This is a genomic window from Nonomuraea aridisoli (assembly GCF_003236395.1).
Taxonomy (GTDB): domain Bacteria; phylum Actinomycetota; class Actinomycetes; order Streptosporangiales; family Streptosporangiaceae; genus Nonomuraea; species Nonomuraea aridisoli.
Genome location: NZ_POUD01000090.1, coordinates 1 through 24,312 on the forward strand (window position 1 = coordinate 1; position 24,312 = coordinate 24,312).

The 24,312-nt window shown below is 72.5% G+C and carries 22 protein-coding genes and 1 pseudogene; 13 read left to right on the forward strand and 10 right to left on the reverse strand.

Annotated elements, in window-relative coordinates; translation table 11 throughout:
- The 3 genes from C1J01_RS21875 to C1J01_RS21885 form a co-directional block, all read right to left on the reverse strand.
- Positions 1-408 (reverse strand): SWIM zinc finger family protein (locus C1J01_RS21875; RefSeq protein WP_146615684.1); only part of this gene is annotated, 408 nt, incomplete at its 3' end.
- Between the two features lie 67 nt (positions 409-475).
- On the reverse strand, positions 476-2,113 hold the full coding sequence (locus tag C1J01_RS21880) for a discoidin domain-containing protein (RefSeq protein ID WP_111180844.1): 1,638 nt from the start codon (positions 2,111-2,113) through the stop codon (positions 476-478).
- Between the two features lie 19 nt (positions 2,114-2,132).
- The gene (locus C1J01_RS21885; RefSeq protein WP_220040034.1) at positions 2,133-3,710 is read right to left on the reverse strand and encodes an alkaline phosphatase D family protein; all 1,578 of its coding nucleotides are present in this window, start codon (positions 3,708-3,710) and stop codon (positions 2,133-2,135) included.
- Positions 3,711-3,862: 152 nt separating this feature from the next.
- Here C1J01_RS21885 and C1J01_RS52300 point away from each other — a divergent pair, with 152 nt between their 5' ends.
- Complete coding sequence (locus C1J01_RS52300; protein ID WP_328589656.1) at positions 3,863-4,405, forward strand: cupin domain-containing protein; 543 nt, start codon at positions 3,863-3,865, stop codon at positions 4,403-4,405.
- Between the two features lie 25 nt (positions 4,406-4,430).
- Here the strand turns inward: C1J01_RS52300 and C1J01_RS21895 are convergent, their stop codons facing one another.
- The gene (locus C1J01_RS21895; protein WP_235854588.1) at positions 4,431-4,982 is read right to left on the reverse strand and encodes a DUF2716 domain-containing protein; all 552 of its coding nucleotides are present in this window, start codon (positions 4,980-4,982) and stop codon (positions 4,431-4,433) included.
- Here C1J01_RS21895 and C1J01_RS52305 point away from each other — a divergent pair.
- From C1J01_RS52305 to C1J01_RS21915, 5 genes are all read left to right on the forward strand, one after another.
- The gene (locus tag C1J01_RS52305; protein WP_235854589.1) at positions 4,970-5,218 is read left to right on the forward strand and encodes a hypothetical protein; all 249 of its coding nucleotides are present in this window, start codon (positions 4,970-4,972) and stop codon (positions 5,216-5,218) included. The two genes, C1J01_RS21895 and C1J01_RS52305, sit on opposite strands and share 13 nt — an antisense overlap.
- Positions 5,219-5,260: 42 nt before the next feature.
- Positions 5,261-5,521, forward strand: a complete 261-nt coding sequence (locus tag C1J01_RS21900; protein WP_111180867.1) for a DUF1876 domain-containing protein — start codon at positions 5,261-5,263, stop codon at positions 5,519-5,521.
- Positions 5,522-5,689: 168 nt separating this feature from the next.
- Positions 5,690-6,499 (forward strand): alpha/beta fold hydrolase, encoded by an 810-nt coding sequence (locus C1J01_RS21905; protein ID WP_235854590.1) that lies wholly within the window; start codon positions 5,690-5,692, stop codon positions 6,497-6,499.
- Positions 6,500-6,576: 77 nt separating this feature from the next.
- Positions 6,577-7,455 (forward strand): aminoglycoside phosphotransferase family protein, encoded by an 879-nt coding sequence (locus tag C1J01_RS21910; RefSeq protein ID WP_220040036.1) that lies wholly within the window; start codon positions 6,577-6,579, stop codon positions 7,453-7,455.
- 71 nt (positions 7,456-7,526) lie between these two features.
- On the forward strand, positions 7,527-9,065 hold the full coding sequence (locus C1J01_RS21915; protein ID WP_111180846.1) for an aldehyde dehydrogenase family protein: 1,539 nt from the start codon (positions 7,527-7,529) through the stop codon (positions 9,063-9,065).
- An 80-nt stretch (positions 9,066-9,145) separates the two neighbouring features.
- On the opposite strand, the gene glnII is transcribed toward C1J01_RS21915, so the two are convergent.
- Together glnII and C1J01_RS21925 are read right to left on the reverse strand one after the other, a co-directional pair.
- Positions 9,146-10,162: a glutamine synthetase gene (gene glnII, locus C1J01_RS21920; RefSeq protein ID WP_111180847.1), complete on the reverse strand. Its 1,017-nt coding sequence runs from the start codon at positions 10,160-10,162 to the stop codon at positions 9,146-9,148.
- A 115-nt stretch (positions 10,163-10,277) separates the two neighbouring features.
- A pseudogene (locus tag C1J01_RS21925) lies at positions 10,278-11,650 on the reverse strand (NAD(P)/FAD-dependent oxidoreductase).
- Between C1J01_RS21925 and C1J01_RS21930 the strand changes: the two are divergent.
- Both C1J01_RS21930 and C1J01_RS21935 read left to right on the forward strand, forming a co-directional pair.
- Positions 11,558-12,736 (forward strand): TerC/Alx family metal homeostasis membrane protein, encoded by a 1,179-nt coding sequence (locus tag C1J01_RS21930; RefSeq protein ID WP_181448900.1) that lies wholly within the window; start codon positions 11,558-11,560, stop codon positions 12,734-12,736. The pseudogene C1J01_RS21925 and the gene C1J01_RS21930 sit on opposite strands and share 93 nt — an antisense overlap.
- 234 nt (positions 12,737-12,970) lie before the next feature.
- Positions 12,971-13,306: a carboxymuconolactone decarboxylase family protein gene (locus tag C1J01_RS21935; RefSeq protein ID WP_111180849.1), complete on the forward strand. Its 336-nt coding sequence runs from the start codon at positions 12,971-12,973 to the stop codon at positions 13,304-13,306.
- Here the strand turns inward: C1J01_RS21935 and C1J01_RS21940 are convergent.
- Positions 13,266-14,375 (reverse strand): PQQ-dependent sugar dehydrogenase, encoded by a 1,110-nt coding sequence (locus tag C1J01_RS21940; protein ID WP_111180850.1) that lies wholly within the window; start codon positions 14,373-14,375, stop codon positions 13,266-13,268. The two genes, C1J01_RS21935 and C1J01_RS21940, sit on opposite strands and share 41 nt — an antisense overlap.
- A gap of 18 nt (positions 14,376-14,393) precedes the next feature.
- On the opposite strand from C1J01_RS21940, the gene C1J01_RS21945 reads away from it, so the two are divergent.
- A complete protein-coding gene (locus tag C1J01_RS21945) occupies positions 14,394-15,143 on the forward strand; it encodes an SDR family NAD(P)-dependent oxidoreductase (RefSeq protein WP_111180851.1) in 750 nt (249 codons plus the stop codon).
- A gap of 92 nt (positions 15,144-15,235) precedes the next feature.
- Here the strand turns inward: C1J01_RS21945 and C1J01_RS21950 are convergent, their stop codons facing one another.
- A complete protein-coding gene (locus C1J01_RS21950) occupies positions 15,236-16,444 on the reverse strand; it encodes an ABC transporter ATP-binding protein (protein WP_111180852.1) in 1,209 nt (402 codons plus the stop codon).
- 177 nt (positions 16,445-16,621) lie between these two features.
- On the opposite strand from C1J01_RS21950, the gene C1J01_RS21955 reads away from it, so the two are divergent.
- Positions 16,622-17,692: a LacI family DNA-binding transcriptional regulator gene (locus tag C1J01_RS21955; RefSeq protein WP_111180853.1), complete on the forward strand. Its 1,071-nt coding sequence runs from the start codon at positions 16,622-16,624 to the stop codon at positions 17,690-17,692.
- Between the two features lie 25 nt (positions 17,693-17,717).
- Here C1J01_RS21955 and C1J01_RS21960 read toward each other — a convergent pair whose 3' ends face one another.
- Positions 17,718-18,668 carry an NADP-dependent oxidoreductase gene (locus C1J01_RS21960; RefSeq protein ID WP_111180854.1) on the reverse strand — a complete coding sequence of 317 codons (951 nt, stop codon included), beginning with the start codon at positions 18,666-18,668 and terminating at the stop codon, positions 17,718-17,720.
- Positions 18,669-18,717: 49 nt separating this feature from the next.
- Here C1J01_RS21960 and C1J01_RS21965 point away from each other — a divergent pair, with 49 nt between their 5' ends.
- Complete coding sequence (locus C1J01_RS21965; RefSeq protein WP_235854591.1) at positions 18,718-19,344, forward strand: TetR/AcrR family transcriptional regulator; 627 nt, start codon at positions 18,718-18,720, stop codon at positions 19,342-19,344.
- Position 19,345: 1 nt separating this feature from the next.
- Here C1J01_RS21965 and C1J01_RS21970 read toward each other — a convergent pair whose 3' ends face one another.
- Positions 19,346-20,473 carry a 2,5-dihydroxypyridine 5,6-dioxygenase NicX family protein gene (locus tag C1J01_RS21970; protein WP_111180856.1) on the reverse strand — a complete coding sequence of 376 codons (1,128 nt, stop codon included), beginning with the start codon at positions 20,471-20,473 and terminating at the stop codon, positions 19,346-19,348.
- Between the two features lie 186 nt (positions 20,474-20,659).
- On the opposite strand from C1J01_RS21970, the gene C1J01_RS21975 reads away from it, so the two are divergent.
- Both C1J01_RS21975 and C1J01_RS21980 read left to right on the forward strand, forming a co-directional pair.
- On the forward strand, positions 20,660-23,356 hold the full coding sequence (locus C1J01_RS21975) for an ATP-binding protein (protein ID WP_111180857.1): 2,697 nt from the start codon (positions 20,660-20,662) through the stop codon (positions 23,354-23,356).
- A gap of 3 nt (positions 23,357-23,359) precedes the next feature.
- Positions 23,360-24,235 (forward strand): alpha/beta fold hydrolase, encoded by an 876-nt coding sequence (locus C1J01_RS21980; RefSeq protein ID WP_111180858.1) that lies wholly within the window; start codon positions 23,360-23,362, stop codon positions 24,233-24,235.
- Positions 24,236-24,312: the final 77 nt, after the last annotated feature.

A 24,312-nucleotide genomic window follows, 5' to 3' on the forward strand; every position in this document is an offset into this window, starting at 1 on the left:
GGGCGGTCCGGGGTGGGCGGTCTTGGCGGCTTCGGCGCGGGCGGCTTCGATGCGGGCCGCGGCCTTGGCGGCGCGTTCGGCGCGGGCCTGGACCCACTCGGTCACCCACTCCGGCGCCGCCCCCTCCCCCTCCGGCACCCCGTCGGACGACCACAGGAGCAGCAGGCCGAGCGCGTGCTTGCAGGGGAACTTCCGGCTGGGGCAGCTGCACCGGTACGCCGGCTCGCTCAGGTCGACGCAGGCCAAATAGGGCTTGGCCCCACTGCCCTTGCACGCGCCGTAGAGCACCGTGCCCGTCGTGCCGCGCAACGACCACTTGGTGGCCGCCGCCACCCCCTGGGCGGCCTTCTGGGAGGAGGCGTCGGGGGCGAGGGCGAGCACCTGGTCACGGCTCCACCGTTCGATCACCTGCCGCAGACTAGCCAGGACGACCGACATTTCGCGCCGGGTCCGGGACATCCCGGACCCGGCGGGATCATCCGGCGCTCACCTCCGCCGCGGACGCGTACGAGCCGCCGCTGGAGCGCGTGGACTCCAGCCGCACGTAACGGGCGTCCACCGGGTCGAACGAGGCCGTCTTCTGGCGCGCGTCCGTCGCCCACGTGCCGGTCGCGACCTGGGTGAAGGTCTCACCGTCGGTGCTGACGTACACGCGGTAGTCCAGGATCGTGCCGTTGAGGTTCCCGTCGAATCGCGGCTGGTAGTTCACCTTGCCGACCTGCTTGACCTCGCCCAGGTTGAGCGTGATCGACTGCGGCAGCGGGTGCGGCGGGGAGTACTCCGAGTGCCAGAAGGTGGCGATGTCGCCGTCCACCGCGAACTCCGGTTCGCGCCCGGGGTGGAAGCTGGTGGCGAACACCGCGGGCTCCGTGCACGTCTCGGTGACCGTGACCGGGACCTTGGTGGCCTCGTCCCCGATCCGCACCGTGATCTCGTGCTCACCGGGAGGCGTGTCGCGGGGCGCGGTGACCGTGACGGTGCCGGTCGCCCCCTGGCCCGCGGGGACGTCCAGGGAGGTCTCGGCCGGGTTCGCGGCGAGCGGCGCGGCGGCCGTCACCGTGACGGGCCTGGAGACGGCCTCGCCGGTGTTGTTGACGACCCGGACGGCCACCTCCGCGCGCCGGGTGGCCAGCTCGCAGTGGTCCAGCGCGATCCGCGCGGGCGTCACCGTCTGCTGCACCGGCCGGCCGGGCGCGAGCAGCGCCCACCCGAACGGCGCGTCGGCGTAGTACGCCGTACGGCACTCCCCAGGCGCCGAACGGGGCTGCCCGGCGTCGAAGGCCGCCTTGCAGGCCGCCCGGTCGGGCAGGTCGGCGTCGTAGGCGGTGTCGAGCCCGGCCGCCAGCACGTCGCCGCGGGAGAACACGTACCCGCTGTGGTTGCGGCTCTGCGTGTCGGACTTGTCGAACAGGGCGTCGCTGTACGCCTTCGCTCCCGTCAGGTCGGCCCAGAACGCCTGGGGCGCGCAGCCGATGGCCTGGTCGGCCGTCGGCACGGCGCAGCGGGCGTTCCTGAAGTCGCCGCCCAGCACCGTCACCTGCGCCTGGCCGGGAACCTGCGGGAACTTGGCGGCGGCCAGCGCGGTGAACGCCGGGGTCGCGGTCGCCGGGTCGGCGCCCGGGTGCACGGCGAGCAGCGGCACCCGCAGCGACCCGTCGCGCCTGGCCGCCCCGGTGTACGCCTGGTCCTCGTCCTGGACGCGCTCGTAACCGGCGGGCCGGGCCGCGGTCATGGTGTCGGAGTTCAGGATGATCGCCGTCTCGCGTACGGAGCCGTCGGGCTGGAACGCCGTGCGCTCGCCCGACACCTCCGCCCGGTAGCGGTAGCCGGTGGCCTTGCTCAGGCTGCTCGCCAGGCGGCGGGCGCCCGGCCCGAGGATCTCGTTGAGCACGAGCGCGTCGGGCGCGGCGGGCAGCTTCGCGGCCAGCCGCTCGGCGAAGTTGTCCAGGTCGGTGGTGTCAGCGGCGTCGGCCGCGCGTACCGAGTCCTGGAGGTTGGCGTGCACCACGAGCACCTGGCCGGCGAGCGTCCTGGGCAGCTCACGCGAGCTGGTGGCGGCGGCCGCGGGCACGACGCCGAGCGGGAGGAGCGCCGCCGCTGCGGCGAAAATCACGGATCTTCTCATGGCCGCCTCACGCGTCCTGGAGGGCCGGCCGGCCCGACTCGACGACGAACGACCTGCGCACCGACGCGGCGCCCCCGGGCGTGGTGACCTTGTCCACGACCACGTAGTCGGCCTGCATGGTGTCCTTGGCGACGCGGCAGCGGATGTAGCCGCGCTGGCTGTTGAAGAACTTCAGGTGCGGGTTGGACGCCAGCCACTCCGTGCCGCCGGCGGTCATGTCGGAGCCGTCGCCGCCGGAGGTGATCGACGTGCCGAGGAACTCGACGCCCACGGCCGGCGAGTCGGGGTTCGCGTAGTCGGCCTTGAGCTCGGCGGCGCAGTTGACGTGCGCGTCACCGGTGATGACGACCGGGTTGGAGACCCGGCGCTCGGCGATGCCGGCCCACAGGCGGTCGCGGCCGGCGGCGTAGCCGTCCCAGGTGTCGGGGTTGAGCTGCTGCAGGCCGGGGTCGGTGAGCCGGTCGAGCTGGAACATCATCACCTGGTTGGCCATGATGTTCCAGGTGCTGCGGGAGCGGCCCAGGCCGTCCAGCAGCCAGGCCTCCTGCTGCGCGCCGAGCATGGTGCGGGCGGGGTCGAGGCGGGCGTTGATGTCGGCCGGGCTGCGGAACTGCCGCTCGTCCAGCACGTGGAATGTGGCCAGGCCGCCGTACTCGATGCGCTGGTAGACCGACATGTCCGGGCCGGTCGGCAGCGTGGAGGGCCGCATGGGCTGGTTCTCGAACGCGGCGCGGAAGGCGGCGGCGCGGCGGCGCAGGAAGTTCTCCGGGGTGCCGCCGGTCGGCGACAGGTCGCTGCCCCAGTTGTCCTCGACGTCGTGGTCGTCCAGCGTCACGAACCACGGCGCGGCGGCGCGGGCGGCCTGCAGGTCGGGGTCGGAGTTGGTGAGGGCGTAGCGCAGGCGGTACTGCGACAGCGTCATCGTGGGCGCGTTGTGCGCGGCCGACAGCGGCGTCCGCCGCACGCCGCCGGTGGCGCCGATGCCCAGCTCGTAGATGTAGTCGCCGAGGTGGCCGATGAGGTCGAGGTCCTGGGCCGCCATGTCGCGGTAGGCGGTGTAGAAGCCGGACTCCCACTGCTGGCAGGAGGCGTACGCGAAGGCCACCTCGGTGTTCCAGCGGGGGTCGGGCGCGGTCTTGGTGCGGCCGGTCATGCTGGTCTCGCCGCCGGCGATGAACCGGTACCAGTACTCACGTCCCGGACGCAGCCCCTTGACCTCCACGTGCACGGAGTGGGCCAGCTCGGGACGGGCGGTGGCCACGCCCCTGCGGACGACGCGGCGCATGCGGTCGTCCTCGGCGATCTCCCACCGGACCGGCACGGGCTCCGGCGGCATGCCGCCGAACCCGTCGTCGGCCAGGGGCTCGGTGGCCAGCCTGGTCCACAGCACGATGCCGTCGGGGCGGGGGTCTCCCGAGGAGACGCCTAATGTGAACGGGTTCGCGCGCAGCGCGGGCGACGGGTCGTTCGCGGAGCCTGGCACCTGAGCCAGCGCCGCGACACCGGCCACGCCCGCCGCGTACGCGAACAGTTGTCGCCTGGAGGCGGTGCCGCTGAGCAGCGGACGCCAAAGTTCGGGTTTCACCTGGTCTTGCCTCATTCGTTCGGTCGGATCGCCGGACATCCACTCATGGGGCGATGAACGGGTAAAAACCAGTGATCGTACGACAGGTGAATGCATCCGACCAGGGACCCCGGACGCCTTCGTTCCGGATATATCCCCATACAATCCCGAACGTGGAATTGCGGATCTATCCCGACGGGCCGTCCATCGAGGTGGCCGACGAGGCGGCGGCGCTGGTCAGCACGCTGGAGGGCCAGCTCGTGCTCGACGGCAGGTTCCTGCGCAGGGACGTCACCGGCGCGCCGGTCGCGTTCGTCGAGCGCCCGCCGGTCGCCGAGGCCCTCGACCTGCTGCCCCACCCGGAGGGCGGCTGGTTCCGCGAGACCTGGAGGTCGCCGGTGACCTTCCAGCCCGACGGATACCCGGGCCCGCGCGCCAGCGCGACCGCCATCTACTTCCTGCTGAACCCGGGCGAGGAGTCCGTCCCGCACGCGGTGCGCTCGACGGAACTGTGGTTGTGGCACCGCGGCGGCCCGCTGACCCTGAGCATCGGCGACGCCACCGTCACCCTCGGCCAGGACGTGGAGCACGGCGAGGTCCCGCAGGCCGTCGTCCCCGCCGGCGTCTGGCAGTCCGCCCGCCCCGCCGCGGACGAACCCGTCCTGGTCAGCTGCATCGTCTCCCCCGGCTTCGACTTCGCCGACTTCACCGCCTGACGCGACCCCGGCGGTGACCAAACCGTCAAGGTCGTACGGGGGTGATGCCGTCGGGGCCGATCGTCCAGATGTTGCCGACGTTGCGGCCGCCCCGGCGCATGACCGTGCCGAGTAACGCGGTGAGGTCGGCCTCCACCTCGGCCAGCAGGTCGGCGCCGAAGACGCACAACGACTCCTCCCACGGATGGCCGAAGGTGCCGAGGCGCAGGTCGGCGGTCACGTACAGGTAGTAGTCGCCGTCCGGGTACGCCGTGCGCGGCCAGAAGGGTTGTCCGGGGCCGCCTACCCGGCGGGGGTCGAAGCGGTAGCCCTGGTGATGCCAGTTCAGGAAGCAGAGGGGCTCGCCGGGACGGACGCAGGCGAGCAGCCCGCGCCTGACGATGCGGTCGAGTTCGGCGGCGACGGCGCGCCCGGCGCCGAGATGCCAGGTGACCGACGCCGGCGGCTCCGTGACGGCGGGATAGAGGTGGTAGTCGGGCTTGAAGGCGAACTGCTCATCGAAGCGGCCCAGCCGGCCGTGAACCCGGCCCTCGCCAGGCAGTCGGCCAGGCCGGCGTCGGTGTCGTGCACCCGCCATTCCACCGGCTCGCACCGCGCCGCGAACGCCTCCGGCTGCCGTCGGACGAGATCCTCCAGGTCCGCGTCGCCGAGGTCGCCGTGGTCCACGCTCCCGTGCGTGCCGTAGTGGGTCCTGGCCACCGGGCCGTCGCGCTCGACGACCGCGCCGAGCGGCGGGAAGCGGGGGACCCGGCCGCGCACCTGCGTCTCGTACTCCTGCACGCCCGGCAATCTAGCCGCCGTACGCGGGTTTAGCCGCCGCCGGGCGGGCAGCCTGCTGGAAAGGAGGTGGTGGACATGCAGGCCAAGGAATGGACGGTACGCGTCCACCTCGACGAAGAGGGTGACGACACCAGAGCGCGCGCCACGCTGGCCACCGGCAAGGACCGCGTGATCGGCACCGGCCACGCCAAGCGCAACCCGGCCGACCCGTCGGTGCCGGAGATCGGCGACGAGCTGGCCGCCTCGCGGGCGCTGGCCGATCTGGCGGGCAAGCTGGCCGTCATCACGAAACACGACATCGCCGAATCCGCTGAATTCGACGTCCGTTCATGGTAACCAATTATACCACAAAAAGCGAAATTCCGCATTTCATGAATATAGCAGCGGAATTTCGCTATTTTTATGTGCATGGCCATTAGCGACGGACAATTCATTACCTCTGGGAATCTGCGACTGTGGACGGAGAGATTCGGCGATCCCGGCCATCCGGCGGTGCTGCTGATCATGGGTACGTCCACGCCGGGCATCGGCTGGCCGGACGAGCTCGTCCAGACCCTCGTGGCCGGCGGCCGGCAGGTGATCCGCTACGACCACCGCGACACCGGCCGCTCCGACTGCGTCGACTTCGCCGCGCATCCGTACACCCTGGCCGACATGGCGGGTGACGCCCTCGCGGTGCTCGACGCGTACGGCGTCGCCTCCGCCCACGTCGCCGGGGTGTCGCTCGGCGGCGCGATCGCCCAGTGGCTGGCCGCGCACCGCCCGGAGCGGGTGACCACGCTGACCGCGATCATGACCGGTCCGATGGGCGCGGACGCCGGGCCGGCCTGGGCGCGGGCGATGGCCGGCGAGGAGCCCGACCCGGACGACCTGCCGCCGCCCGCTCCGCACCTGCTCCAGCACTTCCTGCGAGCCGCCGCGACACCGCCGGCCACCCGCGAGGAGGCCGTCGCGGCGGGGGTGGAGACCTGGCGGGCGCTGAACGGCGGGGTCCTGCCGTTCGACGAGCAGGCGGCGCGGCGCCTGACCGAGGACTCCCACGACCTCACGGCGAACCCCGCGGCGGCGGCCAACCACGACCTGGCCGGGCGGCAGATGACCGAGGACAGGCTGGTGCCGCTGTCCGCGATCAAGGCCCCGGCCCTGGTCGTCCACGGGACGGCCGACCCGCTGCGCCCCCTGCCTCACGGCGAGGCCCTGGCCGCCGCGATCCCGCACGCGCGCCTGGAGCGGATCGACGGCATGGGCCACTCGCTGCTCTCCCCTGGCCTGCCCGGCCAGGTGGCCGAACTCATCCTGCGCCACACCGCCTGAGTCCGGCGCTAAATCGTTTGACGCCTCGCGCGGGAAGCCGATCGGATTGCTCTCGCTTCCTGACGAGAAAGGCATCCATGGGCACCATGCACGCCGGCGAGGCCGTCATCGACACCGCCCTCGTCCGCCGGCTCCTGACGGCGCAGTTCCCGCGATGGGCGGATCTGCCCATCGAGCCGTGCCCCTCCCCCGGCACGGTCAACGCGGTCTTCCGGCTGGGCGACGAGCTGTCCGTCCGCCTGCCGCGCGTCGGGTGGGGCGTCGCGGACGTCGGCAAGGAGCAGCACTGGCTCGCCCGTCTCGCGCCGCTGCTGCCGGTCCCCATCCCCGAGGTGCTCGGCGTGGGCGAGCCGGGCGAGGGTTTCCCGTGGCCGTGGTCGGTGTGCCGGTGGATCGACGGCGACAACCCCAAGGAAGGCGAGGTGTCCGACCCGGAGGGCCTCGCGAGCGACCTGGCCGCGTTCGTCACGGCGTTCCGGCGGATCGATCTTCCCGAGGCTCCCCCGGCCTACCGCGGCGGCCCGCTGGCCGACCTCGACGCGGGCACCAGAAAGGCCATCGGCGAGCTCGACGGGGTGATCGACACGGCGGCGGCGACCGAGGCGTGGGAGTCGGCCCTGCGCGCCCCCGCCTGGGACGGCCCGCCCGTGTGGGTGCACGCCGACCTCATGCCGGGAAACCTGCTCGTCGCGGGCGGGCGGCTGACCGGAGTGATCGACTTCGCGACGGCGGGCATGGGTGACCCCGCCTGCGACCTCATCGTCGCCTGGAACCTGCTCCCGCCGCGCGGCCGCGAGGTCTTCCGTACGGCGCTCGGCGCCGACGACGCCATGTGGGCGCGCGGCCGCGGCCGGGCCCTGTCGATCGCCCTCATCGCGCTGCCCTACTACCAGGAGAGCAACCCGGCGTTCGCGGCCAACGCCCGCCACGTCATCGACGCCGTGCTGACGTCCTGACGAAAGCGGTCTTCTTGGGTTTTCTCCGGCAGGATGGTTGTCTGTCCGGAGGAACTATGAGGAGGACACCGGTGAGCCGTCAGATCGTTTCCATCGTGGGTGGCAAGGACGCGGAGGCCGCGGCCACGTACGAATCCGTCAATCCCGCCCGTACGGGCGAGGTCGTGGCGCGGGTCGGGCTGGCGGACGCTGACACGTTCGCCGGCGCCTGCCGCACGGCCAAGGAGGCGCAGCGCGAGTGGGCCAAGGTGCCCGCGCCGGTGCGCGGCCGGGTGATCGCCTCCATCGGCCGGCTGGTCGAGGCGAACGCCGAGCGGCTGGCCCGGCTGGTGACCGAGGAGATCGGCAAGCCGTACGCCGAGGCGCTCGGCGAGGTGCGCGAGATCGTGGACACCTGCGACTTCTTCCTCGGCGAGGGCCGCCGCCTGTACGGGCAGACGGTGCCGTCGGAGATGCCCGACAAGAACCTGTTCACCTTCCGCACCCCGGTCGGCGTCGCGGCGGTCGTGACCGCGGGCAACTTCCCGGTGGCCGTGCCGTCGTGGTACCTCGTCCCGGCGCTGCTGTGCGGGAACGCCGTCGTCTGGAAGCCCGCCGAGTACGCCGCCGCCTCGGCGCACGCCATGTTCCAGCTGTTCACCGCGGCGGGCCTGCCCGACGGCGTGCTGAACATCGTCTTCGCGGACGGCGCCGCGACGTTCGGCGGCCTGGAGAAGGCCCTGACCGAGGGCAGCGTGCAGAAGGTCGGCTTCACCGGCTCCAGCGAGGTCGGCCGCAGGATCGGCGAGCTGACCGGGCGTCACCTGCAGTCCGCCTGCCTGGAGCTGGGCGGCAAGAACCCGATGGTCATCATGCCGGACGCCGACCTCGACCTGGCCGTCGAGGGCGCGCTGTTCTCCGGTTTCGGCACGGCCGGTCAGCGCTGCACGAGCCTCGGCACGGTCATCGTGCACGAGAGCGTGCGCGAGGCGTTCCTGGAGCGGTTCGCGCGGGCGGTGCGCGAGGCCAGGATCGGCGACCCGACCCAGGACGTGCTGGCCGGCCCGCTGCTGGACCAGAAGTTCGCCGACCGGTACGAGGAGTACCTGACCTGGATCCAGCCCCACCACACGGTCGTGACCGGCAGCACCGGCCGCATCACGAAGGACAACCCGCGCGGCGACTTCGACGGCGCCGAGGGCCTGTACTACCACCCGGTCGTCGTCGACGGCGTCCGCCCCGGTGACCGGATCTTCATGGAGGAGACGTTCGGCCCGATCGTGGGCGTCACCGCGTTCCAGACGCTGGACGAGGCGATCGAGCTGGCCAACCTGCCCGGCTACGGCCTGTCGAGCTCCATCTACACGACCGACGCCAAGAACGCCTTCCGCTTCCGCGAGGGCGTCTCGGCCGGCATGGTCAGCGTCAACAACTCCACCTCGGGCGCGGAGGCGCACCTGCCGTTCGGCGGCAACGGCAAGTCGGGCAACGGCAGCCGCCAGTCGGGCATGTGGGTGCTCGACCAGTTCACCCGCTGGCAGGCGATGAACTGGGACCACTCCGGACGCCTGCAGAAGGCGCAGATGGACGTCGCGGAGATCGTCCCCGACCTGGACTTCCGCCTTGCATGACGAAAGACCCCGCATGACGAAGAACAGGGCATGACGAAAAACGGGGCCCCGAACCGGGGCCCCGTTCTCGTGAGCCGGGATCAGACCTGGCCGGCCTTCTCCAGCGCCGCGCAGCACGTGTTCACCAGCAGGCGGGTGACGACGTACGGGTCGACGTTGGCGTTGGGGCGGCGGTCTTCGATGTAGCCCTTCTTGTCCACCTCGACCTGCCACGGGATGCGCACCGAGGCGCCGCGGTGGGAGACGCCGTAGCTGTACTTGTTCCACGGGGCGGTCTCGTGGGCGCCGGTGAGCCGGGACTCGACGCCTACGCCGTACTGGGTGATGTGCTCCATCGGCTTGTCGCCCTCACCGAGCGCCTCGCAGGCGGTGATGATGGCGTCGTAGCCCTCGCGCATGGCGCGGGTGGAGAAGTTGGTGTGCGCGCCGGCGCCGTTCCAGTCGCCGCGGGCGGGCTTGGGGTCGAGGGTGGCCTCGACGCCGAACTCCTCGGCGGTCCGGTAGAGCAGGTAGCGGGCGACCCACAGGTGGTCGGCGACCTCGATCGGGCCGGCCGGGCCGACCTGGAACTCCCACTGGCCGGGCATGACCTCGGCGTTGATGCCGGAGATCTTCAGGCCGGCGGCGAGGCAGCGGTCGAGGTGGAGCTCGACGATCTCGCGGCCGAAGATGGCGTCGGCGCCGACACCGCAGTAGTAGGGGCCCTGCGGGGCGGGGAAGCCGCCGTCGGGGAAGCCGAGCGGGCGGCTGCCCTTGAAGAACGTGTACTCCTGCTCGATGCCGAACCAGGAGTCCTGCTCGGCGTACTGCTCGGCGATCGGGCGCAGCAGGGCGCGGGTGTTGCTGACGTGGGGGTCGCCGTTGATCTCCTCGACCTCGCACAGCACGAGGACGTTGTCACCGCCGCGGATCGGGTCGGGGCAGGTGAAGACCGGGCGGAGCACGCGGTCCGACGAGTGCCCCTTGGCCTGGTTGGTGCTGGAGCCGTCGAAGCCCCACACCGGAGGCTCGGCTCCGTCGGCCAGGATCTTGGTCTTCGAGCGCAGCAGAGCCGTGGGCTCGGTGCCGTCGATCCAGATGTACTCAGCCTTGTACACGGCGGTCCTTTCAGCGTCCTTCTCAGCCACGCCGAGTCTTATGGACAGCCGTTTCCCACCTTTTGCCCGGATGTGAACGCCATGTTAAGGAAGGCCGCGACAGGTTTCCGGCAGGTCACGGCGCGAAGGGGGCCAGCTCCGCCGGATTCGCGCCGTCGAGGATCGAGCGGGCCAGCGCGTCGCCCGTATAGGGCGCCATGGTCAGACCCGCCGCGCCGAAGCCGGTCACCACGTGCACCCCGGGCGTCCCCGGCAGCGCGCCGACGACGGGCAGCCCACCGGAGGGCAGCGGCCGCAGGCCGACCCGGGTCTCGAGCAGCGTGGCGTCGGCCAGGCCGGGCGCGATGCCGAACGCGTCCGACAGCACCTCCCACTGGCCGCGGGCCGTCACCCGGGGGTCGAAGCCGCTGCCCGTCTCCCTGGTCGCCCCCACCGCCACCCGCGAGTCGTCGAAGGCCACCAGATAGTGGTGGGACAGCGGCAGCACCGACGGCCAGCCGCTCGTGTCGACGCCTTCGACGCGCAGGTGGGTGATCTGGCCGCGCTGCGGCTCGACCGCCGGGCGCAGACCCAGGGGCGCCAGCAGCTCGCCGGCCCAGGCACCCGCCGCCACCACCACGTCGTCGGCCTCCAGCTCCTGCGAGCCGACCTCGACGCGGGGCGCGCCGTGCGGGCGCGGCAGCAGGCGGGCCCGGCCGGGCAGCCGCCGCGCGCCGTGGCGCTCGGCCGCCGTGAGCAGCGCGTCGCGCATCGTCCGCCCGTCCACCCGGGCGCCGCCCGAGATGAACACGCCCTCCAGCTCGGGCGCCAGCACCGGCACCAGGGCGCGGACGTCGTCGCCGCCGAGGCGGCTCACCTCTCCCGCGACGTCGCCGGCCGCGCGGGCGCGGGCCTCGGCGCGGGCCTGCTCCTCGTCGAGCCGGGCGGGGTCGGCGTGCACGATCAGGGCGCCGGTGCGGCGGTAGTCGGTACGTTCCACGCCCGCCTCCGCCAGCAGGGCGATGACCTGCGGGTAGTAGGCCGCGCCGGCCGCGTACAGGTCGTAGAAGGGGCCCTCCGAGGAGAGGCCCACGGCGCGATGATGCCCGCGCTGGCCTGCGTGGCCTGCCCGTCGAGGCCGGGGTCGGCGATCGTGACGTCCGCCCCGCGGCGGGCCAGGGCGAAGGCGGCGCTCGCGCCCGCGATGCCGGCTCCGATGACGATGACGCGGTGGCGTGACACGACGGCCCTCCTGTGATCTCCCCGATGACGCGGGCCCACTGTAACCGGCGGCCCGGACGATCTGCCGCTTGGGGCCTTCCAGACCGGGTACCACCTGCGACGACAACCGTCGCCAACGAGTGAGCGCCGCCAGCAGTCGCCACCCCCCACGACGGCTCGCGCATGGAGCCTGGAGTGGACGTATCCGCCGCCGTGTGGGCGCTGACGATCCTGGGGATCGTCGGCCTGCTGCTGTTCGACTTCATCTTCCACGTACGCAAGGCGCACGTGCCCACGCTGCGCGAGGCGGCGGTCTGGTCCGCGCTCTACGTGGGTGTCGCGCTGCTGTTCGGGGTGGGCGTCTGGTGGTTCGGCGGCCATGCCCCGGGCGCGGAGTACTTCGCCGGCTACGTGACGGAGAAGGCGTTGTCGGTGGACAACCTGTTCGTCTTCCTCGTCATCATCTCCAGCTTCAAGGTGCCGCGCGCGGAGCAGCAGAAGGTGCTGCTGTTCGGCATCACGCTGTCGCTGCTGGCACGGACGGTGTTCATCCTGATCGGGGCGGCGCTGATCAGCCTGTTCTCGTGGGTGTTCTACCTCTTCGGCCTGATCCTGCTGATCACGGCGGGCAACCTGTTCAAACCGGAGAGCGAGGAGAGCCACGCCCCCGACAACATCCTGATCCGCTTCGCCCGCAAGCGGCTGCGCACCACCGACGAGTACGACGGCGACCGGATGTCCACCGTGGTCGACGGCAGGCGGGTGATGACCCCGATGCCGCTCGTCATGATCGCCATCGGCGGCACCGACATCATGTTCGCCCTCGACTCGATCCCAGCCATCTTCGGCCTGACCCAGAACGTCTATCTCGTCTTCACCGCGACCGCGTTCTCACTGCTCGGGCTGCGGCAGCTCTACTTCCTCATCGACGGGCTGCTGGACCGGCTGATCTACCTGACGTACGGGCTGGCGATCATCCTGGGCTTCATCGGGGTCAAGCTGATCCTGCACGCGCTGCACGAGAACAACGTGCCGTTCATCAACGGCGGCGAGCCGGTGCCGGTCATCGAGATCAGCACCGGCCTGTCCCTGCTGGTGATCCTCGCCGTGCTGGTGATCACCGTGGTGGCCTCGCTGGTCAGCGCCAAAGGCCGGGCGCAGAACACGGTGTCGGCGGCGCGCCGGCACGCCCAGGAGTACCTGGACGTCGAGCGGGACCCGGAGGTGCGCGAGGAGATCTACCGCCGGCTGCTCACCGAGGAGGCCCAGCTGCGCCGGCTGCCGGAGAAGTACCGGCGGCGCATCCGCGAGGAGGAGAAGCTGATGGCCCTGCTCCGCCGCGCCCACGAGGAGCACGACCGTAACAACGCGTGAGACGTTTCCCGTACCGACCGAGTGGTTCTGTCGTGTTTCACGGTGAATCGACAGCAGGTAAAGTTGTGAATCTTGCCCAAATTGGCGGCACCTTGCTGTTGCTCGTTACCCATGGGTCTCGGCGTACGCGCCTATGGCCGTGATGCTCCGCCACAACCTTCATGCAACCTCCATGAGGTCAACTCAGGAAGTAGCGAAAGACATGAGCGTCCCTTCCGATAACCGGAGCGAACAATGACAGAACCCGCCATGGAGACCGTCGACTCCTTCGGCATCACGGCCGAGCGCCTTTTCGCCGACGTGTGGTCGCGGTCGGTGCTGACGGTCAGGGAGCGCCGCCTGCTCCTCCTCGGGCTGCTGGTCGGACAGGGACTCCACGAGCTCACCGACGTCCAGCTCGACACGGCGCTGCGGGCCGGCGAGCTGAACGAGACCGAGCTGCGGGAGGTCGTCGTCTTCCTCACCCACTACGCCGGCTGGGCCCGCGGCTCGAAGCTGAACGACCAGGTGGAGACCCTGCTCGAACGGGTCAGGCAGGCTCGATCCGATACAGCGGACCCTGCAGGCTGAGCGCGTAGATCTCGCCGTCGGGCCCCTCGCCGAACGACGAGAGCTGCTCGACCTCGCCGACCTCGGCCGCGTCCGCGACGTCGTCGACGGGCGCGGCCCTGATCCAGCCGGCGCAGAAGTCGCCGTACAGGAAGTGTCCGCGCAGCCAGGGGATCTGCCGGCCGCGGTAGACGGGGCCGGCGATCACCGAGCAGTTGCCGCCCTCGCCCAGCGGGTAGGCGATCACCGGGTCGACCAGGTCGCGGCCCTCGCCCCCGCCGCGGTAGGGGCGGTCGCCCTCGCGCAGGTTCCAGCCGTAGTTCTCGCCGCCCTCGGAGGCGGCGGGCTGGCGGTTGACCTCTTCCCGCTCGTTCTGGCCGACGTCGCCGATCCACAGGTCGCCGCTGTCGCGGTCGAAGTGGAACCGCCACGGGTTGCGCAGCCCGTACGCCCAGATCTCCGGGCGCGCCCCCTCCCGTCCGACGAACGGGTTGTCCTCGGGGATCTCGTACGGCTCGCCGCGCGGGTCGATGCGCAGGATCTTGCCCAGCAGCGTGCCGAGGTCCTGGCCGTTGCCCTGGGGGTCGCCCGCGCTGCCGCCGTCGCCGAGGGCGATGTAGAGGTGGCCGTCGGGGCCGAAGGCGAGCTGGCCGCCGTTGTGGTTGGCGTACGGCTGCTCCTGGGTGAGCACGTCGCGCCGGGCGGTCGCCCTGGTGCCGTCGTAGGCCCACTCGGTGACGTGGGTGTGGCCCTGAGCGTCGGTCCAGTCGAGGTAGACCCAGCGGCCGGTGGGGTGGAAGGCGACGCCGAGCAGCCCCTGCTCGTTGCCGGTGCTGACCTCGCCGGACAGGTCGATCACAGTGTCACCGTCGGAGGTGCGCAGCCGCCCGCCCTGCTCGGCGACGTAGAGGCGGTCGTCGCCCTCGCGCACGGCGAACGCCACGGGCTGCTCCAGCCGGGCGATCTCGCGGAAGCGCAGCCGGCCGGGCTCGGCGGCGTGGCGGACGGCTGGGGGGAACAGGCGGTGAGGGCCACGAGAAGCAGCACGGCCGCGGTGAGGCGCACACCCGTCATCCCGCCATCCTGTCATGAACGTTAAGGTGCGAACATGCCTACCGCACTGATCACCGGCGCGACCGCCGGTCTCGGCGCCGCCTTCGCCCGGCGCCTGGCCGCAGACGCGTTCTCCCTCGTCCTCGTGGCGCGCGACGAGGCACGCCTGGAACGGGCCGCCGAGCAGCTCAAGCTCAGGTACGGCGTGAGCGTGGAGGTGCTGCCCGCCGACCTGGCCACCGAGGAGGGCCTGGCCGCGGTCGAGGCGCGGCTGCGCGACGGCGTCGACCTGCTGGTGAACAACGCCGGCTTCGGCCACCCGGGCCGCTTCCCCGACGTGCCCGTCGCCGACGAGCGGCGCATGCTGAAGGTCCATTGCGAGGCCGTGCTGCGGCTGACGCTGGCGGTGCTGCCGGGCATGCGGCGGCGCGGCAGGGGCGCGATCGTCAACGTGGCGTCGGTGGCGGCGTTCTTCCCGCGCGGCACCTACAGCGCGTCGAAGGCGTGGGTGGTCAACTTCAGCGAGTCGGCCGCCGCCGAGATCCGCAACCCGCGCATCCGGATCATGGCGCTGTGCCCGGGGTTCGTGCGCACCGAGTTCCACGAGCGGGCCGCCATCGACTCCTCCTCCATCCCCGGCTTCCTCTGGCTGGACGCCGACGCCGTCGTCCGGGCGGCGATGCGCGACCTGGCGCTGGGCAAGCGGGTGTCGATCCCCGACCCGCGCTACAAGGCCGTCGTCTCCGTCGGGCGGTTCGTGCCGCGCCGGTTGCAGGCCCTGGTGTCGTCGCGGATCGGCCGCTGAGTTCGCGAAGCGAGAAAGGGCCCCCGCCGCGGGAGGGGGTCGCGGTGGGGGCCCGGCGGCCGTGAGCGGGGCTCACGGCCGGGAACCTGGGGTCAGCGGTTGGCCGGGTGGCCGATGGCCAGGCCGCTGTCCGGGTCGAAGAAGTGCAGGTTGTGCGTGTCGACGACCAGGTCGATGTTCTGGCCGGGGCGCACGTGGCTGCGGGCGTTGACGCGGGCGGTCCACAGCGACTTGTCGCCCGTCAGCGGCAGCGCCTCCTCGTCCTCGCCCGCGTCGGCGGCGGCGACGGTGTCCTTGTGCTCGACCGGCGGGGCGTCGATGAGGAACAGCACGTTGATCTCGGAGCCCAGCTCCTCGGTGACCTCCGCCTTGACCGGCAGGGTGGCCCAGCCGTTGGCGTTGCTGCCGGCCGAGTTGGCGTCCTCGAAGTCCGACGGGCGGATGCCGAGGATGACCTTCTTGCCGATGTACTGGTCGAGGCCCGGCTTGTCGGTGAGGGTCGACTCGGGGATCGGCAGCTTGATGTCGGCGAAGCTCACCGCGGGGCCGTCGTCGCGGACCAGCTCGGCGGTGACGAAGTTCATCGCGGGCGAGCCCATGAAGCCGGCGACGAACAGGTTCACCGGCTTGTCGAACAGGTTCTGCGGGGTGTCGACCTGCTGCAGGATGCCGTCGCGCAGCACGCAGACGCGGTCGCCCAGGGTCATGGCCTCGACCTGGTCGTGGGTGACGTACACGGTGGTGACGCCGAGGCGCTCGTGCATCTGGTTGAGGGAGGCGCGCATCGAGACGCGCAGCTTGGCGTCGAGGTTGGACAGCGGCTCGTCCATGAGGAACGCCTGCGGCTCGCGGACGATGGCGCGGCCCATGGCGACACGCTGGCGCTGACCACCGGACAGGGCGGCCGGCTTGCGCTTGAGGTACTGCTCGAGGCCGAGCATCTTGGCGGCCTCGTTGACGCGCTTCTGGATCTCCGGCTTCGGCATCTTGCGGAGCTTGAGGCCGAAGGCGAGGTTCTCCTCCACCGTCATGTGCGGGTAGAGCGCGTAGTTCTGGAACACCATGGCGATGTCGCGGTCCTTCGGCGGCAGGTGGTTGACCACCTTCTCGCCGATGGCGATCTCTCCGCCGCTGATGTCCTCCAGGCCGGCGATCATCCGGAGGGCGGTCGACTTACCGCAACCGGACGGACCGACCAGCACCATGAACTCGCCGTCCTTGATCTCAAGGTTGAGCCCGTTCACGGCCTTCACGCCACCGGCGTAGACCTTGTCGACGTTCGTCAGAACGATGGATGCCATGAGATTCCTTCGCGCTCCTGGGCGGTGGCCCGGCGTTGCTTACCCTGCCCCACTCACGTGGATACGTTTTCAAGCATCTCACCCGAAACGGACATGGGTGTCAAGAGTTCATATGTGACCAGCCATTGTGACGGCCTTTGCTTTTCGTTTTCCTGGAAGCATGATGGAATCGTTTCCATGAGCAGGCGTGTGACGATCAAGGATGTGGCGGAGGCGGCCGGCGTGGGGGTCGCCACCGTCTCCCGTGTGCTGTCGGGCGGCTCGGCCAGCCCCGCGACCAGGGAGCGCGTCCTCGCCGTCGCCGCGCAGCTCGACTACCGGCCCAGCGCTCTCGGGCGCAATCTGCGTCAGCGCCGCACGGGGGCCATGGGGCTGCTCGTCCCCGACCTGACCGACACCTTCTACGGGCAGCTGTCCGAGGGCGTGCTGGCCTGCGCCCGCGCGGCCGGCGAGCCGGTCGTGCTCGGCTCCACGGGCGGCGACCCCGAGCAGGAGGCCGAGCTGATCGGCATGTTGCTGGAGCAGAGCGTCGACCGGCTGATCGCCGTGCCGTCGGGCGACGCGGAGACCTGGTCGCCGGCGCTGCGCGCGGGCATGACGGTGGTCTTCGCCGACCGCCTGCCCACCGAGCCGGCCGCCGAGGAGGAGGACGGCGCGGCGCGCGCGGCCGACGACCTCCTGCTGCTCGACGGCCTGCCACCGGCGCCGCGGCCGCGCCCGCTCGACGTGCCGTCCGTGGTGGCCGACGACCGGGCCGGCATCCGTACGGCCGTCCGCTACCTGCGGGGTCTCGGCCACCGGCGCGTCGCGTTCCTGGGCGGGCCCGGTCACGACCGGCGGGCGGCGGCCTTCCGCGAGGCGGTGGGCGAGCCGGTGGACGAGGAGCTGGTCGTGTTCGGCACGGGCAGCCGCGACTCGGCCTACGCGGCCGCCTCCGGGCTGTTCCAGAGCCGCCCCGACGTGTCGGCGGTGATCGCCGGGGGCAACGTGCTCGGCGAGGCGGCGGTGCTCGCCGCCCGCGAGCTCGACCTGCGGGTGCCGCGGGACGTGTCGCTGATCATGTACGACGACGTCCCGTGGGCGGAGTTGTGCTCCCCGCCGCTGACGGTGATCGCGCAGCCGGGGCGCGACATGGGCTACCGGGCGGCCGAGCTGGTGCTGCGCTCGGGCGGCCGGCGCCCGCGCGGCGTCGTGCTCCCCACGGAGCTGATCGTCCGCGGCAGTTGCGGCCCACGCCGCTCCCCGTGACCGCCCCTGATCAGTTCCCCATTGGTCAGTTCACCAGGACGATCTTTCCGCGGGCGTGCCTGGTCTCGCTGAGCTCGTGCGCGGCCGCGGCCTCGGTCAGCGGGAACGCCGCCGCGACCGGGACCCGCAGCCGGCCCTGCCCGGCGAGCGCGACCGCGATGCCGAGGCCGTGCAGCGCCGGTGGGTCGGCGACGGCCCCGATGGCCGCGCCGGACTCGCCGCCCAGCGCCGTCTGCGACATGTGCACACCGTGGGCCGCCGCGGCGAAGTCGGCGATCGTCACCACGCGCGCCGCGTCCCCCGCGATGGCGATCAGGTCGGGCAGCGCCCCTCCGGCGCAGTCGAACACCGCGTCCACCCCCTCCGGAGCCGGCGCGCGGACCCGTCCGGCCAGCCCGGGCCCGTAGGTCGTCGGCTCCGCGCCGAGGGAGCGCAGGAAGTCGTGGTTGCGCTCACTGGCCGTGCCGATGACGGTGGCGCCGCGGGCGACCGCCAGCTGCACGGCGATCGTGCCCACCCCGCCGGCCGCGCCCTGCACCAGCACGGTGTGCCCGGCGGCGACCCCGAGCCGGTCGAGGACGCGGGTGGCCGTCTCGACGCCGCCCGCGGCACCGCCGGCCTCCTCCCAGCTCCACGCGGCCGGTTTGGGCGCCCACGCGGCCAGGACGGCGTGATCGGCGTTGGCGCCGCGCGTGGCCAGGTCCGTCAGGCCGAACACCTCGTCGCCGACGCCGACGCCCGTCACGCCGTCGCCGACCTCGTCCACCACGCCCGCGGCCTCGACCCCGGTCCGGTACGGGAACGTCGTCGGCACCACGTCACGCAGCCTGCCGGAGCGGAAGTACGTCTCTCCCGCGGAGATCCCGGACGCGCGTACGGCGATGCGGATCTCCCCCGCTCCGGCGTGCGGCTCCGCCACCTCGGCGACGTGCACGACGCTGGGCGGGCCGTAATCGGAAAACTGAACAGCTCTCATGTCCCGCAACGTAACGGAACACCCCGTCCGTTTGACTAAAGTGAGAGCGGTGACCGCCGAAGTGAGTGAGAACCTGCGCTCCGACGCCCGTGACAACCGCGCGCGCATCCTCGCGGTCGCCCGTGCGGCCTTCGCCGCCGAGGGCCTCGACGTGCCGATCCGGGAGATCGCCCGGCGCGCGCAGGTGGGCCCCGCGACCGTCTACCGGCACTTCCCGACCAAGGAAGCGCTGTTCAGCGAGGCGTTCTCCGAGTCCATGGCCACCTGCTCGGCGATCATCGAGGAGGGCCTGACGGCGGCCGACCCGTGGCGCGGGTTCTGCCAGGTGATCGAGAGGCTCATGGAGGCGCACGCCCTCGACCGGGGCTTCTCCCGTGCCTTCACCTCGCGGCTTCCCCCGGCGGTCGAGTACTTCACCGCCGACCGCGACCGGGCGCTGCGGCTGCTGGTCCGGCTCGTCCGGAACGCGAAGGAGGCGGGCGGTCTGAGGACGGACTTCGTCCTGGAGGACATGATCCTGGCGATGATGGCCACCGAGGGCATCCGCGCCGAGTCCCCCGAGATGAGGGTGGCGGCCGCGCGCCGGCTGGCCGCCCTGATGATCCAGTCGTTCCGGGCGAACCCCGTCGTGGCGCCGCTTCCGCCGGCCGTCCGGCTGCCGCTGTCCCCGCGCTAGCTCAGCGGGCGCCGGAGTAGCGGCGGGGAAGGATCATGACCGGGTTGTCGTCGAGGATCACCTCGGGCGGGCCGAAGTTCGCCGCCACCTCGCGGATCTCCGGCTCGTCCAGGATGAGCAGGCGGCCGTGCTCGATGAACACCTCGCCGTCGGCGATCACGGTCGGCCGGTCCACCTGGCAGTCGCAGTGCGCGAAGCCGGGCCCCGTCGTGACCGGCTCGCCGCCGGTCAGGCCGTCGAGGCCGCAGTAGAACGCCCCGGCGTGCTTCTCGCGCTCGAACTGCGTGCCGCCCGCGAGGCGGACCTTCGGGTTCAGCCCGATCAGGCCGTGCCGCATGTAGAAGCCGCCCGGCGCGTACCTGCGCAACTGCGCGGCGGCGGCCCCGCCCTCGATCTTGCGGACCAGGTTGCCTTCGAGCGTGATGCGCAGGGGCTCCTCCGGTACGCCGGTCACCGTGGAGTCCTCCACGACGAGCACGCCCTCGGTGTCGGACGGCCAGAAGTTCGCGCCCCCGTACGGGAAGGGCCGCCAGTCGCCGGGACGCATGGCGCCGGGGTCGGGGTCGAAGGTGAACCCCGAGAACGTCACGTCGGTGCCCCGCGCGGACGTCACCCGGATCTCCCGCGCCGCCGACAGTTGCCGCAGCGTCCGTTCCAGCAGCGCGTAGAAGACCTCGGCGGGCAGCCGGCCGCCGGTCAGCAGCGCGCCGGCGGTGGCGGTCATGTGCAGCGACAGGAAGCGGGACGAGCGCGACTTGATCTGGTCGAAGAACAGCGGCGCGGTGTGCACCTCGCCCCACCAGGTGCCGCTGATGACGACGTCGGCCTCGTGGAAGGCCGCCGTCTCTATCGCGTACGACGCCTCGCGGTCCCACCCGCCCGGGCTGAACGGCGGCACGGACAGGATGCGCACGTCGGCGTCGCGCAGGGCCGCCGCCGCGGCGATGGCCTGCACGACGACCGGGTCGACGGTGTGCTCCACCATCAGCAGCACCCGCTCGCCCGGGGCCAGCCGGACGTACTCGCACAGGTTGCGCACTCCGGGCATCAGCTCGACGATCGAGTACGGCGCCACGGCCGGCTCGGCGACGTAGCTGAATGGCGATCCTGCGTACGGGTTGGTCGACATCGCACTCCCTGGCTTCGGAGACCGGCGCCAGCACCGATACCCCCGAACGGCTACGCTTCGCGCTTTGCCGGCTACTCCGCGCGGCGATTTGACCCTGGGGGACGCAGCTTACCCTCCACGAGAAAAGCGGTTTACCGTCACTTCGATGGACGTTTGTCCGACTCGTCCCCCCTAGAGTTTCCTTCTGTGCTGTACGGCAGAGAGGCGGAGATCGCCGCCATCGACGAGCTGATCTCCCGGGCCCGGGACGGAGCGGGCGGCGCGCTGGTGTTGCGGGGCGAGGCGGGCGTCGGGAAGACGGCGCTGCTGGATCTGGCGGCGTCCCGGGGCGGTCCGATGCCGGTGCTCGGCGCCACCGGGGTCGAGGCCGAGTCCGACCTGGCCTTCGCCGCCCTCCACCAGGCGCTGCGGCCGGTGGCCGGGCTGCTGGACGCGCTGCCGGAGCCGCAGCGCGAGGCGGTGCGCGGGGCGCTCGGGCTGGCCGGCTCGGGGGATCGGTTCCTGCTGGCGGCCGGGGTGCTGTCGCTGCTGGCCGAGGCCGCCGCGCCCGAGGGGCTGGTCTGCGTGGTGGACGACTTCCAGTGGGTGGACCGGGCCTCGGCCGACGCCCTGCTCTTCGCCGCCCGGCGCCTCGGCACGGAACGGATCGCGATGCTGCTGGCCGTGCGCGGGGACCTGCCCGTCAAGGGCGTGCCGTCGCTGGAGGTCGGCGGCCTGCCGGAGCCGGCGGCGGCCGAGTTGCTGGACGCCGGCGCCACGATCGCGGCCGGGGTGAAGCAGCGGCTCGTGGCGCTGACCGCGGGCAACCCCCTGGCGCTGCGCGAGACCGTACGGCGGCTGAGCCCCGCCCAGCTCGACGGGCGCGAGCCGCTGCCCGACCCGCTGCCCGGCGGCAGCCGCCTGTTCGGCGAGCAGGTGACCGCGCTCCCGGACGAGGCCCGGCAGGTCGCGCTGCTCGCGGCGCTGGACGGCGATCTCGGTCTCGTGTCGCGCGCGGCCGCCCGCCTGGGGGTGGGCCGGGAGGCGCTGGACGAGCTGGAGGCGGCCGGGCTGGCCCGCGTCACGGGCGCGTCCGTGCGCTTCCGCCACCCTCTCGTCCGGTCGGCCGTGTACGAGTCCGCCACGCCCGCCGTCCGGCGCGACGCCCACGCGATGCTGGCCGCTGTGGCCGATGAAGGGGCCGGAGAAAGGGCTGAAGGAGGGGCCGAAGGGGACCGCCGGGCCTGGCATCTGGCGGCGGCGGCGCTCGGCCCCGACGAGGCCGTCGCCGGCGCGCTCGCGCGGGCCGCCGCCCGGGCCCGCGACTGCGGCGGGTACGGCGACTCCGCCACCGCCCTGACCAGGGCCGCCGAGCTCACCCCCGATCCGCTCATCCGCGCCGCGCGGCTGAAGGACGCCGCCGTCGCCGCCTGGCTCGGCGGGCTGCCGGGGCGGGCGGAGTCGCTGCTGGCCGAGGCCCGCGAGCACGCCGGGAACGACGCCGCTCTCGGCACGGAGATCGCCCAGTTGCGCGGCCGGTTGGAGCTGAACTCCGGCAGCGCCGCGGAGGCCGTGCGCGTCCTGTCCGCGGGCGGCAGCCTCGGCATGCTGGCCGACGCCTCGGAGGCGGCCTCGTACGTGGGCGACACGGCGGCCATGATCGAGATCGGGCGGCGGGCGGAGGCGTACCCGGAGGGATTCCTGCGCGACGTGGTCGCCGGGATCGGCGCGGCGCTCAGCGGGCGCGACGACGGACCCGAACTGCTGAGGAGGGCCCTCGCCCGTACCGGGGAGTTGCGGGAGGCCGCGGAGTTCCTGTGGGCGACGGCGGCGGCCAGCTACCTGGGCGAGGCCGACCTGTCGGCCGAGCTCGCCGCGCGGGCCGGACGGGTGGCGAGGGTGTCGGGCATGACCGGGCAACTGCCGGTGGTGCTGGAGTTCGTCGCCACGGCCGAGCGCATCGCGGGGCGGCCGGCCGAGAGCCGGGCGATCTCGGAGGAGGGGCTGGAGCTGGCCCGCGAGGCCGGGTACGCCAACACGGTGGCCGCCCACCTGGCCAACCTCGCGGTGTGCGCGGCGCTGCGCGGCGAGGAGGAGACCTGCCGGCGGCACGCCCAGGAGGCGCTGGCCATCGCCCTCCCCCACCGGGTGGGGCTGCGGGCGAGCGTGGCGGCGTACGCGCTGGGGATGCTCGACCTGGGGCTGGGGCGGTACGCCGCGGCGCACGACCGCTTCACCGCGCTGGTGGCCGCGGGACCGGGAGCCGGGCACCCGACGACGGTGTGGCGCTCGACCCCCGACCGGATCGAGGCCGCCGTCGGAGCGGGCGACCTGGAGAGCGCGCGGACTGCGCTGCAGGCGTACGAACAGTGGTCGGCGCACGCGGCGACGGCGGAGTCACGCGCGCTGCTCGCCCGCTGCCGCGCTCTCGTGTCCCCGTCGGAGGAGGACGCGCAGGAGGGGTTCGCCGAGGCGCTGCGGCTGCACGCCAACCCGTACGAGGCGGCCAGGACCGGGCTGCTGCTGGGCGAACGGCTGCGCCGCGCGCACCGGCCCGCCGAGGCGCGACCGCATCTGCGGGCGGCGCTGGAGGCGTTCCGCCAGGCGGGGGCGGAGCCGTGGGCGCGGCGCGCGCACGCCGAGCTGCGGGCGGCCGGCGAGAGCGGCGAGGCCCCGGCCGGGTCGGCGCTGGACGCGCTGACCCCGCAGGAACTGCGCATCGCCGGCCTGGTCGCCGACGGCCTGTCCAGCAAGGAGATCGCCGCCCGGCTCTTCCTCAGCCCGCGCACGGTCGAGTACCACCTGTACAAGATCTATCCGAAGCTCGGCATCGGTACCCGTACGGAACTGGCGCGGCTGGTAGTTCTACGGAAGGCACCGGCGGACGTCACCGGCAATCTGTGAGTCATGCAAATCAACGTGTGGAGCGAAGAGTTCGGCGCCGCCTCGGACGCGCCGATCCTGCTGGTCATGGGTTCGATGTCGCAGGGGGTCCTGTGGCCGGACGAGTTCGTCGGCAGGCTCGCGGCGGGCGGCCGGCGGGTGATCCGGTACGACCACCGCGACACCGGCCGGTCGGACACCGTCGACTTCGACCGGGACCCGTACACCTGGGACGACATCAAGGACGACGTGCTGCGCGTGATGGACGCGCACGGGCTAGGGAGCGCGCACCTGGTGTGCCATTCGGCGGGCGGGCTGCTCGGGCAGCTGCTCGCGGTGGAGCGGCCGGAGCGGGTGCGCACGCTCACCGTCATCGGCTCCTCGCCGCTCGGCGGCGGTGAGGGCGCGGTGATCATGCGGGCGTTGATGGGAGAGCCGCAGCCGGAGGGCAGCCTGCCGGAGCCCACCCCCGAGTTCGTGGACTTCTTCCGGCGGCTCATCACCTCGCCGCCGCCCGCCGACCGGCGCGAGCGCATCGACCTCATGATCGCCGAGCAGCGGGTGCTGCACGGCACCGGGCTGCCGTTCGACGAGGACGGCGCCCGCCGCCTGCAGGAACGCATCCATGACCGGGCCCGCGACCTCGACGCCGCGGCCAACCACCGCCGGGCCGCGGCGGCCAGGCCGGACTTCGAGCCGGTGGGCGTGCTGCACCAGGTCAAGGCCCCCACCCTGGTGATCGAGGGCACCCACGAGCCCGCCAAGCCGGGGCACGGCGCGCTCATCGCCGAGCAGATCCCCGGGGCGCGGCTCCTGATGATCGACGGCATGGGCCACACCTTGCCGCCCGAGGTCCACGAGACCCTGGCCACGGCCGTCCTCGACCACACGACGGAGTGACGGGATCACCGGAAGGGCGACGCCACCGCCCTTCCGGGACAGCGAGCCGTCCGGCCGCCCGGGCCGGCCGGCCCCAG

What these genes read in the sequence shown, in the direction of transcription:
- C1J01_RS21895 (WP_235854588.1), bottom strand. Translation starts at nt 4,982, where the DNA reads ATGGCGGGTGCACGACACCGACGCCGGCCTGGCCGACTGCCTGGCGAG.
- C1J01_RS21900 (WP_111180867.1), top strand. Translation starts at nt 5,261, where the DNA reads ATGCAGGCCAAGGAATGGACGGTACGCGTCCACCTCGACGAAGAGGGT.
- C1J01_RS21905 (WP_235854590.1), top strand. Translation starts at nt 5,690, where the DNA reads ATGGGTACGTCCACGCCGGGCATCGGCTGGCCGGACGAGCTCGTCCAG.
- C1J01_RS21910 (WP_220040036.1), top strand. Translation starts at nt 6,577, where the DNA reads ATGGGCACCATGCACGCCGGCGAGGCCGTCATCGACACCGCCCTCGTC.
- C1J01_RS21935 (WP_111180849.1), top strand. Translation starts at nt 12,971, where the DNA reads ATGACAGAACCCGCCATGGAGACCGTCGACTCCTTCGGCATCACGGCC.
- C1J01_RS21940 (WP_111180850.1), bottom strand. Translation starts at nt 14,375, where the DNA reads ATGACAGGATGGCGGGATGACGGGTGTGCGCCTCACCGCGGCCGTGCT.
- C1J01_RS21945 (WP_111180851.1), top strand. Translation starts at nt 14,394, where the DNA reads ATGCCTACCGCACTGATCACCGGCGCGACCGCCGGTCTCGGCGCCGCC.
- C1J01_RS21950 (WP_111180852.1), bottom strand. Translation starts at nt 16,444, where the DNA reads ATGGCATCCATCGTTCTGACGAACGTCGACAAGGTCTACGCCGGTGGC.
- C1J01_RS21955 (WP_111180853.1), top strand. Translation starts at nt 16,622, where the DNA reads ATGAGCAGGCGTGTGACGATCAAGGATGTGGCGGAGGCGGCCGGCGTG.
- C1J01_RS21960 (WP_111180854.1), bottom strand. Translation starts at nt 18,668, where the DNA reads ATGAGAGCTGTTCAGTTTTCCGATTACGGCCCGCCCAGCGTCGTGCAC.
- C1J01_RS21970 (WP_111180856.1), bottom strand. Translation starts at nt 20,473, where the DNA reads ATGTCGACCAACCCGTACGCAGGATCGCCATTCAGCTACGTCGCCGAG.
- C1J01_RS21980 (WP_111180858.1), top strand. Translation starts at nt 23,360, where the DNA reads ATGCAAATCAACGTGTGGAGCGAAGAGTTCGGCGCCGCCTCGGACGCG.